12 protein-coding genes and 1 pseudogene are annotated in these 15226 nt (G+C 57.5%); 6 read left to right on the top strand and 7 right to left on the bottom strand.

Annotation, left to right across the window (positions count from 1 at the left end; all coding sequences use genetic code 11):
* Positions 1-21: 21 nt before the first annotated feature.
* Both dps and rhtA read right to left on the bottom strand, forming a co-directional pair.
* Positions 22-525: a DNA starvation/stationary phase protection protein Dps gene (gene dps / locus L2I46_RS16010; protein ID WP_004886200.1), complete on the bottom strand. Its 504-nt coding sequence runs from the start codon at positions 523-525 to the stop codon at positions 22-24.
* 237 nt (positions 526-762) lie between these two features.
* Positions 763-1650 carry a threonine/homoserine exporter RhtA gene (rhtA, locus tag L2I46_RS16005; protein ID WP_023288946.1) on the bottom strand — a complete coding sequence of 296 codons (888 nt, stop codon included), beginning with the start codon at positions 1648-1650 and terminating at the stop codon, positions 763-765.
* A 351-nt stretch (positions 1651-2001) separates the two neighbouring features.
* On the opposite strand from rhtA, the gene ompX reads away from it, so the two are divergent.
* Positions 2002-2514, top strand: coding sequence for an outer membrane protein OmpX (gene ompX, locus L2I46_RS16000; protein WP_004886207.1), 513 nt, complete (start codon positions 2002-2004; stop codon positions 2512-2514).
* Positions 2515-2610: 96 nt separating this feature from the next.
* Here ompX and L2I46_RS15995 read toward each other — a convergent pair whose 3' ends face one another.
* The gene (locus L2I46_RS15995) at positions 2611-4191 is read right to left on the bottom strand and encodes a phosphoethanolamine transferase (protein ID WP_048334498.1); all 1581 of its coding nucleotides are present in this window, start codon (positions 4189-4191) and stop codon (positions 2611-2613) included.
* Positions 4192-4459: 268 nt separating this feature from the next.
* Positions 4460-4585 carry a manganase accumulation protein MntS gene (mntS, locus tag L2I46_RS15990; protein ID WP_023288948.1) on the bottom strand — a complete coding sequence of 42 codons (126 nt, stop codon included), beginning with the start codon at positions 4583-4585 and terminating at the stop codon, positions 4460-4462.
* A gap of 185 nt (positions 4586-4770) precedes the next feature.
* Between mntS and mntR the strand changes: the two genes are divergently transcribed.
* The 4 genes from mntR to L2I46_RS15970 all read left to right on the top strand — a co-directional run bounded on the left by mntR (position 4771) and on the right by L2I46_RS15970 (position 8686).
* Positions 4771-5244: a manganese-binding transcriptional regulator MntR gene (mntR, locus tag L2I46_RS15985; protein ID WP_004886216.1), complete on the top strand. Its 474-nt coding sequence runs from the start codon at positions 4771-4773 to the stop codon at positions 5242-5244.
* Positions 5241-6353, top strand: coding sequence for an anion transporter (locus L2I46_RS15980; RefSeq protein WP_102002249.1), 1113 nt, complete (start codon positions 5241-5243; stop codon positions 6351-6353). Before mntR ends, L2I46_RS15980 begins: the two co-directional genes overlap by 4 nt.
* 171 nt (positions 6354-6524) lie before the next feature.
* Positions 6525-7901 carry a glycoside hydrolase family 1 protein gene (locus L2I46_RS15975; RefSeq protein WP_023288951.1) on the top strand — a complete coding sequence of 459 codons (1377 nt, stop codon included), beginning with the start codon at positions 6525-6527 and terminating at the stop codon, positions 7899-7901.
* A 68-nt stretch (positions 7902-7969) separates the two neighbouring features.
* The gene (locus L2I46_RS15970; RefSeq protein WP_032455224.1) at positions 7970-8686 is read left to right on the top strand and encodes a GntR family transcriptional regulator; all 717 of its coding nucleotides are present in this window, start codon (positions 7970-7972) and stop codon (positions 8684-8686) included.
* 147 nt (positions 8687-8833) lie between these two features.
* On the opposite strand, the gene ldtB is transcribed toward L2I46_RS15970, so the two are convergent.
* Together ldtB and L2I46_RS15960 are read right to left on the bottom strand one after the other, a co-directional pair.
* Complete coding sequence (gene ldtB, locus L2I46_RS15965; RefSeq protein ID WP_032428696.1) at positions 8834-9748, bottom strand: L,D-transpeptidase; 915 nt, start codon at positions 9746-9748, stop codon at positions 8834-8836.
* A gap of 177 nt (positions 9749-9925) precedes the next feature.
* Positions 9926-10841, bottom strand: a pseudogene (locus L2I46_RS15960) (tyrosine-protein phosphatase).
* Positions 10842-10889: 48 nt separating this feature from the next.
* Here L2I46_RS15960 and L2I46_RS15955 point away from each other — a divergent pair.
* Complete coding sequence (locus L2I46_RS15955; protein ID WP_023288955.1) at positions 10890-12482, top strand: ABC-F family ATPase; 1593 nt, start codon at positions 10890-10892, stop codon at positions 12480-12482.
* Positions 12483-12857: 375 nt separating this feature from the next.
* Here the strand turns inward: L2I46_RS15955 and L2I46_RS15950 are convergent, their stop codons facing one another.
* Positions 12858-15221: a glycoside hydrolase family 31 protein gene (locus L2I46_RS15950; protein WP_048297124.1), complete on the bottom strand. Its 2364-nt coding sequence runs from the start codon at positions 15219-15221 to the stop codon at positions 12858-12860.
* Positions 15222-15226: the final 5 nt, after the last annotated feature.

Below are 15226 nucleotides of genomic sequence, written 5' to 3'. Positions count from 1 at the left end.
GCTGCGGCCGACGGCAAAGCCTTACTCGATATTCGCTTCAATAAACCACAGGAATTTATCCAGGTCGCGGGAAGCGGCGGTGAAGATATCTGCGGTATCTTCGTCTTTAGCTTCGCCGATCGCTTTGCGCACATCGTTAGCCACTACTGCGTAGCGGTCAGCCAGCGCTTTCAGGTGATCCTGAACATGATGGATATCCAGTGGGTAGCTCTGCAGCGGGGTTTTGCTGTTGATCACCTGAGTGGTGCCCAGGGCGACGCCGCCCAGCTGCACGGCGCGCTCCGCCATGGTATCCAGATGCTCAGTGAGCGCAGTACGGAAACCGTCCAGCATTTCGTGCACGGCGATAAAGTTCGCACCGCGCATATTCCAGTGTGCCTGCTTGGTGATAAGGGACAGGTCAATGAACTGGATCACCTGGCGATTCAACAGCTCAATGGTCGCTTTCTTTTCGCTGTCAGCGACATCGTTGCGGGTATAGACCAGATTAGATGCTTTTGATTTAACCAGTTTAGCGGTACTCATCGTTTCATATCCTCTTGATATTGATGCTCGTCACACTTCAAAACTGAATGATGTGGAGCGTTGTCCCAGGTAACTTCGGGACTAAGTATAGCAAGGGTTTTAAAGTATGAGGCATCGGCAGGCCATATCACTCCGATAGCGCAAAGTGGTTGGCTATTTGAAAAAACAAGTCCAATCAGAAGGTTAGCGAAGGCTGGCAGGCCCGCAGCTGGCGCGGGCCGCCGCCGTAACAGAATGTTAATTGATATCGACTTGCTTGATTTTGCTCTGCCGCTGCATGGTCAGCGTGGCGCCCATTGAGGCGATGATAATGGCGCCCAGCGCCAGGGTCTGGGAGAGGTTCAGGGTTTCGCCAAGGAAGATCATACCGGACAGGGCGGCTAGCGCCGGCTCGAGGCTCATCAGCGTACCGAAGGTGCGCGTCGGCAGGCGCGTCAGGGCCATCATCTCCAGGGAGTAGGGGAGTGCGGTGGAGAGAATGGCAATCCCCAGCCCCAGGGGCAGCAGCGACCATTGCCACAGCGTATCGGTGGCTTGCGCCATACCTAACGGGACAAAGACCAGCGAGGCGATAAGCGACCCCATCGCCACCGTGGCTGGACCATGCTCCTCGCCCGCGCGCTGGCCGGTCAGAATATAGACCGCCCAACAGGCCCCGGCGCCGAGAGCGAACAGCGCGCCGGTTAAATCCACCTGCGCCACGTTCTGCCCCAGCGGCAGGAGATACCACAGCCCGAGGATCGCCAGCGCCACCCAGACAAAATCCAGCGGGCGGCGCGAGCCGAAAAGCGCCACCGCCAGCGGGCCGGTAAACTCGAGGGCCACCGCCACGCCGAGCGGAATACGCTGCAGGGATAAATAAAACAGATAGTTCATCGCCCCGAGCGCCAGGCCGTACAGCAGCAGCGGCACGCGCTGCGCCGGAGAGAAACGTAGCCGCCAGGGCTTGAACACCACCACCAGGATCAGCGTCCCGAGCGCCAGGCGCAGGGCGGTAACTCCCGGGGCGCCGACCACCGGGAACAGCGATTTGGCGAGCGATGCGCCGCTCTGAATCGAGGTCATAGCGATTAAAATCACCACTATCGGCAACCATGCCGCCGCTTTTCGGGATGGACCGGGCATCCTTTCTCCTGTCAATTTTTGTCAAAAGGGGTAAAAGTTCCAGTGTACTGGAATTAGCTGCTGGCGGTTGAGCTAATGTTGAAAAAAACAGGGGCAAAAACAGTACAATGGCGAAAGTTGCTGAGAAATTCACCAGGTGATTAGGATTAATCTGGATGCTTGCGAATTTCTTAATGAGCGTTAAACTGTAAGTTAACGCCAAAAACTGTTGTTTTCCATATTGTTATAGAAATATGGAAACTTTTGGTTACATGAAAAAGTATGTTAGACAATGTAAACTCCAAAGAGTTTCCCAAAAGTTTTTGATATATTTAAGGCTTAGGACTTATTAGAAACACATTTGAGGTGGTTATGAATAAAATTGCACGTCTTTCAGCACTGGCCGTTGTTCTGGCTGCATCCGTAGGTACTACTGCATTTGCTGCAACTTCTACCGTAACCGGCGGTTACGCGCAGAGCGACATGCAGGGTAAAGCGAACAAAGCTGGCGGTTTCAACCTGAAATACCGTTACGAGCAAGATAACAACCCGCTGGGCGTTATCGGTTCCTTCACCTACACCGAAAAGGATAATAACAGCAACGGTACTTACAACAAAGGTCAGTACTACGGCATCACCGCTGGTCCGGCTTACCGTCTGAACGACTGGGCAAGCATCTACGGCGTAGTGGGTGTTGGTTACGGTAAATTCCAGAACAACAACTTCCCTAATAAATCCGATATGAGCGACTACGGTTTCTCCTACGGTGCTGGTCTGCAGTTCAACCCGATCGAAAACGTTGCCCTGGACTTCTCCTACGAGCAGTCTCGTATTCGTAACGTTGACGTCGGCACCTGGATCGCTGGCGTGGGTTACCGCTTCTAATCACTCCGGTGATATAAAAAATCCGCCTCCTGGGGCGGATTTTTTTTGCCTGCTGACCGCCAGCCCGGCCGGTTGGCCGGCGCTGACCGCGTCGTTTTAGTTGATGGTGAACTCATCGCTGCCGAGGTGTGAATAGTCCACCTTCTGCAGCTGGAAGTTGGTGATATACACCGGGCCGGCCTTCTGCTCAGAGATAAACCGATAGCGCGGGGCGATTTCCGCCGCCTTGATGCCGGTCCATTGCGAGAAGAAGCTGAGGAAATCATTCGCCGAGCGCTGCGCCTTAATGACTTTATGCGCTTTGTCATCGCTGGAGAGCACCATAAACGGCACCTGGAAGTTCTGCTGGAACTTATCGTCGTGCGCCAGATACTGCACCTCTTTGCCTCGCTCCTTGAACGCCAGACCATGATCGGAAAAGTAGGTCAGGGAAAAGGTGTCGCCGGAATTTTGCAACTGGCTGTAGAGCTTAGCCAGCAGGGTATCGGTTTGCGTCATGCTGTAGAGATAGCAGGAGGTCTCTTTCGACTGGACGAAAACCGTATATTTGCCTTTGGTCCGGTCGCAGGCCTGCGGGTGCGAGCCCATCAGATGCAGAACAATCAGCTGCGGCTGGGTGCGCTGGGTGGAGAGCACCTGCTCGGTCAGCTTCAGTAACTGCTCGTCCTGGGTGTTTTTATTGGCTTCGAAATCGCCGTTTTTCAGGAACTGCACTTCATCCGCCCGTTTGGCGATACTGGCGATAGCGGTGTCGTACTCGCCGATCTGCCCCTGGTTGGAGAACCACCAGGTCTGGAAACCGGCGCGGTTGGCGAGGGTGACAAAGTTATCCTGAAACTGCGGTTTGCCATCGACCACCCGGTTAAGGGTCAGGCCGAGGGATTTTTGCGTCGAGCCGCTGGCGGCGACGTAATTGTTAAACAGATACCCGTTCACCGAGCTGGCAAACGGCGTGTTGTCCCAGTGGCCGCCGAAGGCGCCGAGGGCGTCGCGGCGGGCGCTTTCACCGATCACCACCACATAAAGATGGTACTTCGGCTTCACCGCCAGCACGTGCCAGCTATCTTTCATGCCGGCCAGCTGCGCCATCCGCGCCTGCTCGTCCAGCACCTCGTTATTATTCACCACCACGTCTTTGACAAAACGGAAGGCCGGGTAACCAGTATCGATCACCTTGAATACACCGCCCCAGGCGAGATTTTGCACCGGCTGAAGAAAGAAGATCCCGATGCTGAACAGCAGGCCCAGGGTCTCCATTTTTCCCCAGCGGGTCTGCTCGACGATCCTGCGGCGGACCGCGATGATCCCCAGCGCGAAGATAAATACCGCCAGCAGATAGTTGTACCACGGGAAGATGGTGAGGATTTCCGTGGACTCTTCCACGTTGGTGGCGTGCAGCGCCAGCAAGGTATTGAAGTTGGGCGCGCCGTAAGCCTGGCCAAACGGGTAGTAGAGGGCCGCCAGCAGAGAATAAGCGCCGACCACTGCTTTCTGCACGCGCGGAAAGGCACGCCACAGAAGATGTAACACGCAGGTAAATGCCACGGTATAGAGCAGGCTAAATTCATAGCCCAGCGCCAGGTTAATCAACAGCGATTGTAAAAAGTAGAATCCTGTCCATGGGTTCAGTGCCAGTCGGCGGGCGACCAGCGTATCTTTCAGGGTGGTGACATTCATAGTAAACAATCAAAAAGAGGCCATGCGCATCCCCTGGCTTCAAGGGGTAAAACCTGCTGGACAGTGCGTGAAGAGGGTCTCTGCGAGCCGCGAATGTGGCAGGGCTGTGCAAAGATAGGGCTTGTAAATGGTAAGGTCAACCAGACATAACAGATTGTTTTGCGAGGACGCTTACAAAACTTGAAAAAAGGTGGGGGAAACGGGATAAACCGGTCAGTTTAGCGGCAGATGATGACGGAAAAATGAAGCGGCGTACCGCGACGCCGCCTTAGCGATGGGGTTTGTCCTGCTGCGGTTTACCGTTGATCATCTCGCACAGCATACCGAGCAGCATTAAGCGTACTTTAAAGGGTGAATGGCTGAACACGTTTAAGCACCTCTTGAATTCGTTCATCTGCTCTCCTCCTGCCTGTTCGCTCCATCATTCCCTGATGGATGTTTGCATTATATACAGATATAGCACAGGCTATATTTTATAGCTATGGCTAAAACGTTAAATTTTTGTGCTCTTGGCGCAATCCATTACAATGTGGATCTTTTTATATGATGCTTGACGCGTCACACGAATGAGGAAGCACAATGAACCGTCGCGCAGGTAAGCCAATAACAAAAAAAGTGACGCAGTTAGTAAATGTTGAAGAGCACGTTGAAGGGTTCCGCCAGGTGCGGGAAGCGCATCGGCGCGAGCTGATTGACGACTATGTTGAACTGATTTCCGACCTCATCCGCGAGGTGGGCGAGGCGCGTCAGGTGGATATGGCCGCCCGGCTGGGAGTCTCGCAGCCCACCGTCGCCAAGATGCTCAAACGGCTGGCCAGCGTCGGCCTTATCGAACAGATCCCGTGGCGCGGCATATTCTTAACCGCGGAGGGTGAGAAGCTGGCCCAGGAGAGCCGCGAGCGCCATCAAATCGTGGAGAACTTCCTGCTGGCGATCGGCGTCAGTCCGGAGATCGCCCGTCGTGATGCCGAAGGGATGGAGCATCACGTGAGCGAAGAGACGCTGGCGATGTTCCTGAAATTTACCCAAACACAGGGATCTCAGGAAGCATGACTCTTCCCTTCGTCCAGTCGCTGCTGCGCGATCGTTTTCTCCATCTGCTGCTGATTATCGCCTGCGTGCTCAGCGTGATGGTGCCGTTTGTCCCGGCAAGCTGGCCGGCGGCCATTGACTGGCATACCATCATCACCCTCAGCGGCCTGATGCTGTTGACCAAGGGGATTGAACTGAGCGGCTATTTTGACGTGCTGGGGCGTAAAATGGCCCGCCGCTTTGTCACCGAGCGTCAGCTGGCTATGTTTATGGTGCTGGCGGCGGCGCTGCTGTCCACCTTCCTCACCAACGACGTCGCGCTGTTTATTGTGGTGCCCCTGACCCTGACCCTGAAGAAGTGGTGCGCCATCCCGGTAAACCGGCTGATTATTTTCGAAGCGCTGGCGGTGAACGCCGGGTCGCTGCTGACGCCGATCGGCAACCCGCAGAACATCTTGCTGTGGGGACGCTCCGGTCTCTCTTTCCCCGGGTTTATCGGCCAGATGATGCCCCTGGCGGCGGCAATGATGCTGACCCTGCTGGCGCTGTGCTGGTTCTGTTTCCCGGCAAAGCGGCTTACCTACCAGAGCAGCGATATGGCGCCATCGTGGCAGCCTAAGCTCGTCTGGAGCTGTCTGGGGCTCTATCTGGTGTTCCTGACGGCGCTGGAGATGGATCAGGCGCTGTGGGGACTGGCGCTGGTGCTGCTGGGCTTTCTGGCGCTGGCCCGGGCGGTGATCGTCCATGTTGACTGGTCGCTGCTGCTGGTGTTTATGGTGATGTTTATCGACGTCCATCTGCTGACCCAGCTTCCGGCGCTGCACCAGGTGCTGAGTGGGGTCGGGACGCTCTCCGGCGGTGGACTGTGGCTGACCGCCATCGGCCTGTCGCAGGTGATCAGCAATGTGCCCTCGACCATTCTGCTGCTCAACTATGTCCCACCGTCGATCCTGCTCGCCTGGGCGGTTAACGTGGGGGGCTTTGGTCTGCTGCCGGGCTCGCTGGCCAATATCATCGCCCTGCGCATGGCTGGCGATCGGCGGATCTGGTGGCGTTTCCATCTCTACTCCATTCCCATGCTGCTGTGGGCGGCCCTCACCGGCTATTGGCTCTTCAAACTCTGCGCCTGATTTCCGCAGCAGTCTGCCGCCCTCCACGTCGTTCGACAGGATCGCCCCCCGGGGCGATCTTTTTTTTTGCCCGGCTCACAGAAAACGATCCCTGGCTTTGCGCATCCGTTCGCTTTTCGATATATGACTAGTCATGAAATTTAAATGACTAGTCATATATCGAGGCGCAGGATGAACAACAGACTACCGGCAGATTTCTTATGGGGTAATTCCGTCTCCAGCATGCAGACGGAGGGGGCGTGGAACGAGGGCGGCAAGGGGATGTCGGTGTACGATATCCGGCAACCGGCAGAATTCGCTTCCGACTGGAAGGTGGCGACCGACTCCTATCATCGCTTTAGGGAAGATTTCGATCTGATGCAGGATCTGGGCATGAACTGCTACCGTTTTCAGATCGCCTGGAGCCGGGTGTGCCCTGAGGGAGACGGCGAGTTCAATGAAGAGGGCATCGCCTTCTACCATCAGTTTATTGATGAACTGATCGCCCGCGGCATCGAGCCGATGATCTGTCTGTACCACTTCGATATGCCGCTCTCGCTGGCGGAGCGCTACAACGGATTTACCGACCGCCGGGTGATGGACGCCTTTATTCGCTATGGCCAGAAGATGATCGCCTGCTATGGCGACAAGGTGAAATACTGGCTCACCTTTAATGAACAGAATCTGTACCATTCGCCGGAAGCGTTTCTGATTTCCGGCTACCTGGAGGGGGAGAAGACCCTGCGCGAGCTGTACCTGATCCAGCATCATGTGATGATGGCGCACGTCCATCTGACCGATCACCTGCATCAGACGAAGCCGCAGTGTCTGATGGGCGGGATGCTGGCCCACGCCCTGGTTTATCCGGCGACCTGCAAACCACGCGATATCCTGTGCGCCCAGCAGCTGGACGAGTTTTTAAACCAGAACCTGCTGCGGGCTTACGCCGGGGAGGGCTACAGCCCGGAGGTGATGCATTTTGTCGCCACCGAAGGGTTCGATGATATCTATCGTCCGGAGGATCTCGCGCTGATGGCGACGGTGAAGGTCGATTATCTGGCGTTCAGCTATTACGCCAGCCGGACGCTGAACAGCGACGCGATCCCGCCGGGAACGGCGGTCAACAACTATATGCTGTTTGGCAATCAGGATAACCCGTTCCTGAACGCGACAGAATGGAACTGGCAGATCGATCCGCTGGGCTTCCGGACCATCATCACCCGCTATTATAACGACTGGCGCCTGCCGGTTTTCCCGATTGAAAACGGCATCGGGGTGATTGAGTCGTGGGACGGTGAACATCCGGTTGCCGACGATTACCGCATCGCCTACCATCGCGACCATATCAACGCCATGAAAGCGGCCATGTTTGAGGATGGGGCGCAGGTGATCGGCTATCTCGGCTGGGGATTAATCGACATCCTCAGCTCGCAGGGCGATATGCGTAAGCGCTACGGCGTGGTCTACGTCAATCGCGAGAACCATGACCTCAAGGATCTGCGGCGGGTGCCGAAGAAGAGCTATGCGTGGCTGAAGCAGGTGATCCACAGCAATGGCGACGTGATGTAATGGTGTGCAGGCGGTCAGGCCGTGGATCCTGCCCGCCAGCCACTCACTGAATGTATAAGGACCGGGGAATGACGGCGAAGTATCTGCAAATCGCGCGGGAAATAAAAAAACGGATCATCAGCCAGCAGTATCCTGCCAGCGCGCCGTTACCTGACCAGTTTGCGCTGGCGGCAGAGTTCAGCACCAGCCGGATGACCATCCAGCAGGCGATGCGCCAGTTAATCGTCGAAGGGCTGATCTATACCCGCAAAGGGCAGGGCACCTTTGTGCGGAAAAATTTCCTTCAGCTGTCGCAGTGGGAGCTGCCCGGCAGCGACTATTTCGGCGCCACCAAAACCTGGGAGCATCTTGGCGAGGTACAAAGCGAAGTGGTGCGCTTTGAGGTGCGTTTTCCCACTGACAAGGAGCAGAGTTCGCTGCTGATCGACGCCGATGCCCCGGTGTATGACTTTGTTCGCCTGCGGTTGCTCAACGGGGAACCGGTGTCGCTGGATCTGACGGTCATGCCGGTGGGGCTGGTGCCGGGGCTCAATAAAAGCCATCTGGAAAGCTCGGTGTTTCGCTATATCCAGGAGACGCTGGGGCTGAAGCTGATGGGATCTTACCGCGTGGTGCGGGCGATGAAGCCGGATGAACTGGATAAATTACATCTTCACTGCGAGCCCACCGATCCGGTGCTGGAGGTGGAGCAGGTTATCTATCTGGAAGACGGCACGCCGCTGGAGTACGCCCACTGCCACTATCGCTACGACCACGGCGGGATTATTCTGGTGAATAACGGCTAGACCGGGGGCCCCGGTTGGCGCAGCGCTTAGCAGGGCCAGGGTGTTGTCAGGTTCAGTCGCCAGGCAAGGCGTCAGCCGCAGCCCGGCACAACACCGATAAAAAAAACGGCGGGCATCAGGCCCGCCGTTTTTATTGTCATGCAGAACTTAGTTCAGACGCACCGGCATACCGGAGCGGTTCTGGATAGCCTGCTCGACCACGTTCTGATCGACATCAGACTGGCTGGTGATCGCCTGTACCGGCTGAGTCAGGGTGATCGGCACGATCTCGCCGCCCTGGAACTGCGCTTCGGTGGTCGACAGCGGGTTGTGAACCTCGATGTAACGGCTGCCGTCCGGCTCGGTGGTCGCTTTTACCGGCTCATCGATAAACTGCACGCGGGTGCCGACCGGCACGTTCTCAAACAGGAATTTGATGTCATCGTTGCGCAGACGTACGCAGCCATGGCTCACGCGCAGGCCGATACCGAAGTTAGCGTTGGTACCGTGGATGGCGTACAGACGGCCGATATACAGCGCGTACAGGCCCATCGGGTTATCCGGACCGGCCGGTACGACGGCTGGCAGCGGGTTGCCGGCGGCAGCGTATTCCGCATGCATCTTGGCGGTCGGCGTCCAGGTCGGGCCAGCCTTCTTACGTTCGACTTTGGTGGTCCAGTTGATTGGCGTGTCTTTGCCTAACTGGCCGATACCGATCGGCAGAACAATCACGGTGTTGGTGCCTTTCGGGTAGTAGTACAGACGCATTTCGGCGCTGTTGATGATGATCCCTTCATGGACGGTATCCGGCAGGATCAGCTGCTGAGGGATGTTCAGGACGCTACCGCCCTTCGGCAGATAGGTATCCACCCCCGGGTTGGCTTCCAGCATGTTGGAAAGCCCCATCTGATATTTCGCCGCGAAGTATTCCAGCGGCTGCTTGTTATCATCCGGAATGGTGATGACCTGGTTCTGACCAACCAAACGGCTGCCATCGGTTGGCAAAGGATAGGTGACAGCAGACGCTGTATTGCAAAAGCCTACGATGGCGAAGGCTGCCGCTAAGAGTGTAGATAATTTCATAGTTTTTAATGTCGTGTGCGAAATCAACGCCACACAGGCCTTTGTTAATGATTGAGACAGTAGATGGGAGCGCATTATATGTGCATTCCGCTGAACAGGTAAATCAGATGTGTACGAAATCACATTTTTTTCCCTGTCGCCTCGGCTGCCGCGCCCTGGCGTTCGGGGCGACGAGGGTTAGTCTTCCAGCAGCCGGGCCTGCAGCGCCGCGCGGACCGGGGCGGTAAGCTGGTACTCTTCCGCCAGCCAGGCGTCGACATTGCCATAGCGCTGCTGAATAGCCGACAGCGCGGCGGCGAGATAGGACTCTTTCACCGTCAGGATGTCCGCCAGGCTCTGGCGCCCCTGGGCCGTCAGGTCGTTGCCGAGCATCTCCAGCATCCAGGCCTCCACCTGCGTCAGCATGCCATGGGTAAGGAGATACTCCTCCATCACCGTCTCGCTGTCGCATCCGACGGCGAACAGGGTTAACGCGCAGCCGACGCCGGTGCGATCTTTACCGACCGCGCAGTGTTGCAGCAAGGCGCCGTCGAAAGGGGTCGTCAGCCATGCGGCGAGCTGGCGATAGGCCGGATTGTTAAACGGCAGCTGGCGATAGAGTTGCAGCATAAACTGCTCGCCGTTCAGCGCATTAAGGGTGGCGGCATTCAGCTCGGTGACCTTCGCGTTGACCTCGCCGATCGGCGGATTGGCCGGCGCGTTGAGATAGTGAGTGAGCGGGCTCAGTTTGTCCGGCGTGCGCTGTACTTCACCGGGGTCGCGGTAGTCGAGCACCCGGCTGAGCGGCAGGGTATCCAGGTGGTCGAGATCCTCTGCCGTTAGCCGGTTTAGCGCACCGGAGCGTAGCAGCTTGCCGCTGCGTACCCGGCGTCCGTCGGCGGCGCGCTGGCCGCCCAGGTCGCGAAAATTAATGCCGCCCTGCAGGGATAAAAAGGCCGGATGTCGCGGTTGGCTGGTGGTCATGGGACTCCTCATCATCACGTACAGAATAACGGTTTGCGCGCAGGTCTCTGGCGCATCTGACAAAGACCTTAGCACAAGCGCCGCGGCGGAATTTACCGCAGACCGTGAAAAGTGCGTCATTTGCTGGCATAATGTCTGCTGTATCACACCCCTCATACTCTTTTTTCAGGATATCCCCGTGCTAGTATCCAGCAACGTTACCATGCAGTTTGGCAGTAAGCCGCTGTTCGAAAATATCTCCGTTAAATTTGGCGGCGGCAACCGTTATGGTCTGATCGGCGCCAACGGCAGCGGTAAATCGACCTTTATGAAGATCCTCGGCGGCGATCTCGAACCGACGCTGGGCAACGTTTCTCTCGACCCGAACGAGCGCATCGGTAAGCTGCGTCAGGATCAGTTCGCCTTTGAAGCGTTCACCGTGCTGGATACGGTCATCATGGGCCACGGCGAGCTGTGGGAAGTGAAGCAGGAGCGCGATCGCATCTACTCCCTCGCCGAGATGAGCGAAGAAGATGGCTATAAAGTGGCCGACCTGGAAGTGAAATATGGCGAAATGGATGGCTACTCTGCTGAAGCGCGCGCGGGCGAACTGCTGCTGGGCGTGGGCATTCCGGTTGAACAGCATTACGGCCCGATGAGCGAAGTCGCCCCAGGCTGGAAGCTGCGCGTCCTGCTGGCGCAGGCGCTGTTCTCTAACCCGGACATTCTGCTGCTCGATGAACCGACCAACAACCTGGACATCGACACCATTCGCTGGCTGGAGCAGACGCTGAACGACCGCGACAGCACCATGATTATCATCTCGCACGACCGTCACTTCCTGAACATGGTTTGCACCCACATGGCGGATCTGGACTACGGCGAGCTGCGCGTCTATCCGGGCAACTACGATGAATACATGACGGCGGCCACCCAGGCGCGTGAACGTCTGCTGGCGGACAACGCCAAGAAAAAAGCGCAGATTGCCGACCTGCAGTCCTTCGTTAGCCGCTTCAGCGCCAACGCCTCTAAATCGCGTCAGGCCACCTCGCGCGCGCGTCAGATTGACAAAATCAAGCTGGAAGAGGTTAAAGCCTCCAGCCGTCAGAACCCGTTTATCCGCTTCGAGCAGGACAAGAAACTGTTCCGTAACGCGCTGGAAGTGGAAGCCCTCACCAAAGGCTTTGAAGACGGTCCGCTGTTCAAAAACGTCAACCTGCTGCTGGAAGTGGGTGAGAAGATTGCCATTCTGGGCGCCAACGGCGTGGGTAAATCCACGATGCTGAAAACCCTGGTGGGTGAACTGCAGCCGGACAACGGCACCGTGAAATGGTCTGAAAATGCGCAACTCGGCTACTACGCGCAGGATCATGAGTACGAGTTCGAAAACGACCTGACGGTCTTCGAGTGGATGAGCCAGTGGAAACAGGAAGGCGACGACGAGCAGGCGGTGCGCAGTATCCTTGGTCGACTGCTGTTTAGCCAGGATGACATCAAGAAGCCGGCGAAAGTATTGTCCGGTGGTGAGAAGGGCCGCATGCTGTTTGGTAAGCTGATGATGCAGAAGCCAAACATCCTGATAATGGATGAACCGACCAACCACCTGGATATGGAATCCATCGAATCGCTGAACATGGCGCTGGAGATGTATCAGGGTACCCTGATCTTCGTCTCCCACGACCGTGAGTTCGTCAGCTCGCTGGCCACCCGCGTGCTGGAGATTACCCCGGAACGGGTGATCGACTTCAGCGGCAACTACGAAGACTACCTGCGCAGCAAAGGTATCGAGTAATCCCGCTTAGTTACCCGGGTTGCGGCTACGCCTTACCCGGGCTACGCCTGGCATGTGATCTGTAGGCCCGCGCAAGCGTAGCGCCGCCGGGCAATAACCGCGGGTAAAGAGCCACTTTCGCGCCGGATGGCGGCTGCGCCTTATCCGGCCTACGGTCCGTGCCATTGTGAGCTTAAGAGCTCTATCTTGTACCCATGGTTACTGAAACTGTCCGTTACCCGGGCTACCAAACCGCACAGTGCTGTAGCCCCGGTAAGCGGTAGCGCCACCGGGGATTTTGAGGCCACCAGTTTGTAGCCCGGATTAGCGTAGCGCCATCCGGGAACATTATTAAATCCAGGCCGGGCGAGGCGTAAGCCGCCGCCCGGCATATGCTCAGAGCCTCCACTCCGTTCCTTCGACGCCATTCACCAGCAGTTTGCGTTTTTCTCCCGCCGGTAATGACAGCTTCAGCGCTTTCCACGCCGGGCGATAATTGCCGCGGGCGTTGACCTTCAGGTTGATAGTGCTGCTGTCGCACGCCATTTCCCACTCCAGCCACAGCGCATCGCCCTGTTTATAGCCCCAGCTTTCGCCGTCATCCTCAAACAGCAGACCCGAAGTGGTCCCGACGCCTTTCAGCGGGAACAGCTGCAGTTCGCGGCGATCGTCCTGTTGCGCAGCAACATGACGGATGCGCTCGCTGAGCGGCAGTCCGGCCCCGGCGCGTACCAGCAGCGGCAGCGTTTCCAGCGGCGCGTCGAGGGTGACCCACTGGCCGCCGGCGAACCACTGGTGGCTGTAGAAATCGTACCATCCGGCCTGATTATCCGGCAGCCACACCTCACGCTGGCGGGCGCCAGGCTCGACCACGCTGGCCACCAGCAGATCGCGCCCCAGCAGGAAGTCATCGCATTCGGCGAAGGTCTGCGCGTCGTGCTGATGATCGAGGAAGGTCGGGCGCAGCATCGGCTCGTCGTCAGCATGCGCCTGCCACAGCAGGGTGTACAAATAGGGCAGCAGGCGGTAGCGCAGCTCAATAGCGGAACGAATGGCCGGGGTGACGGCCGGATACATCCAGGCTTCGTTGACCGTCTGGTCGTCATTCCACGAATGAATAGTAAAGCGCGGGTGCATCACGCCGTTTTGTACCCAGCGCACGAACAGCTCCGGCTCCGGTTTATCGCCGGAGAAACCGCCGACGTCGTGGCCGACGTTAAACAGCCCGGAAAGGCTCATGCCCAGCCCCATGCGGATGTTATAGCGCAGCGTATCCCAGTTGGTGCGGTTATCGCCGCTCCAGGTCTGGACGTAGCGCTGCATCCCGGCGCAGCCGGAGCGGGAGATGAGATACGGGCGCTTTTGCGGCGCAAAGCGCTGCTGGGCCTCCATCGAGGCGCGCATCATCAGCAGCGGCATCACCGGGCGAATATGCTTGATGGCGATTTCGCGGCCAAAGCCGTAGCAGCGCGCTTCGCCGTCCCACACCTCATACTCGTTATTATCGTTCCAGGTCGAATCAATGCCCATCTCCAGCAGCTGGCTGGTGACCCCTTCCTGCCACCAGGCCACGGTTTGCGGATTGGTAAAGTCGAGATGCGATCCTTCATCGTCCCAGAAGCTGGAACGCTCCGGAGCGTCGGTTTGCGAATCGCGCACGAAGAGACCGCGCTCCGCCACTTCGCCATAGCGCGGATGGTCCTGCAGCAGGCAGGGTTTGATATTGGCGGCCAGCTTCAGCCCGGCGTCGTGGAACGACTGACTCATCACTTTCGGCTGCGGCACCTTGTCGTGGTTCCAGTTAAAGACGTAGCGCTTGCCGTTAATCGAGGTATAGCCGGAAGAGAGCTGGAACGAATCGCACGGAATAGCGTGCTCATCGCACAGGCGGATGAAGTTCATCAGCTGATTTTGCGCATCCGGCGCGTCGGTATAGTGCATGGTCGAGCCGCTGTAGCCGAGGCTCCATTTGGGCCCGAACAGGGTTTTACCGGTCAGACGGACGAAGGCTTTGGTCACATCCAGCACCTGTTTACCGGTGAACAGGTAGTAATCGATATCGCCGGCTTCCGCCTGCCAGCGGCGATAGGCGGTATGATAGTTGTCGATTTCGTTACCCAAATCCAGCCAGCAGCTGCTCAGGTTGTCGTAAAACAGGCCATAGCTAACGTCGCTGCGTTGCGTGATGGTGAACGGAATATGTTTATACAGCGGGTCGGTGCTGGCGGCGTTGTAGCCCATGGCATCAAGGTTGCGCATTTCATAACGCTTACCGGTGCGCTGCAGGTCGCCGGCCTTTTCGCCCAGGCCATAGAAACGCTCGTCTTTGCGGCGGCTCAGATAGTGGGCGACGCCGTCGCCGTGGGCATTGGCCAGATAGGCGCTGGTGGGACGGTCGTTGGCAAGCTGCTGCCATTCCCCGGCATCGTCGCGATAGCTCCACTCCAGCCACAGCGGCTGATGGACGGTGACGCGCAGCTGGCGGGTGGCGATGGTCAGCGTATCGCCCTCCTGGGTCAGCTGCCAGGCCGGGAGACTAAAACCGCTGAGGTCATCCCGGGCGCGGCCTTCCCACGGCACATCCTGCTGCGGAGCGATGCTCCAGGTGCGATCCAGCGCCAGCTGGCCCTGGCGTTTCAGCAGCACGCGGAATAGATTCTCTTCCAGTACGTACAGGCACAGGGTGTGCTGGCCATCGACCGTCAGTTCAACGTGATGCTCCAGCTGTTGATGTAAACTCCAGTGTTTCAACGTCTTCATATCTT

It is taken from the genome of Klebsiella sp. 2019SCSN059 (assembly GCF_021739525.1).
GTDB classification, from domain to species: domain Bacteria; phylum Pseudomonadota; class Gammaproteobacteria; order Enterobacterales; family Enterobacteriaceae; genus Klebsiella; species Klebsiella quasipneumoniae.
This window is presented reverse-complemented; position numbering and strand designations above follow the sequence as displayed.

Excerpts from the sequence above, each read along its gene's own strand:
- dps (WP_004886200.1), bottom strand. The coding sequence starts at position 525 with ATGAGTACCGCTAAACTGGTTAAATCAAAAGCATCTAATCTGGTCTAT.
- rhtA (WP_023288946.1), bottom strand. The coding sequence starts at position 1,650 with ATGCCCGGTCCATCCCGAAAAGCGGCGGCATGGTTGCCGATAGTGGTG.
- ompX (WP_004886207.1), top strand. The coding sequence starts at position 2,002 with ATGAATAAAATTGCACGTCTTTCAGCACTGGCCGTTGTTCTGGCTGCA.
- L2I46_RS15995 (WP_048334498.1), bottom strand. The coding sequence starts at position 4,191 with ATGAATGTCACCACCCTGAAAGATACGCTGGTCGCCCGCCGACTGGCA.
- mntS (WP_023288948.1), bottom strand. The coding sequence starts at position 4,585 with ATGAACGAATTCAAGAGGTGCTTAAACGTGTTCAGCCATTCACCCTTT.
- mntR (WP_004886216.1), top strand. The coding sequence starts at position 4,771 with ATGAACCGTCGCGCAGGTAAGCCAATAACAAAAAAAGTGACGCAGTTA.
- L2I46_RS15980 (WP_102002249.1), top strand. The coding sequence starts at position 5,241 with ATGACTCTTCCCTTCGTCCAGTCGCTGCTGCGCGATCGTTTTCTCCAT.
- L2I46_RS15975 (WP_023288951.1), top strand. The coding sequence starts at position 6,525 with ATGAACAACAGACTACCGGCAGATTTCTTATGGGGTAATTCCGTCTCC.
- L2I46_RS15970 (WP_032455224.1), top strand. The coding sequence starts at position 7,970 with ATGACGGCGAAGTATCTGCAAATCGCGCGGGAAATAAAAAAACGGATC.
- ldtB (WP_032428696.1), bottom strand. The coding sequence starts at position 9,748 with ATGAAATTATCTACACTCTTAGCGGCAGCCTTCGCCATCGTAGGCTTT.
- L2I46_RS15950 (WP_048297124.1), bottom strand. The coding sequence starts at position 15,221 with ATGAAGACGTTGAAACACTGGAGTTTACATCAACAGCTGGAGCATCAC.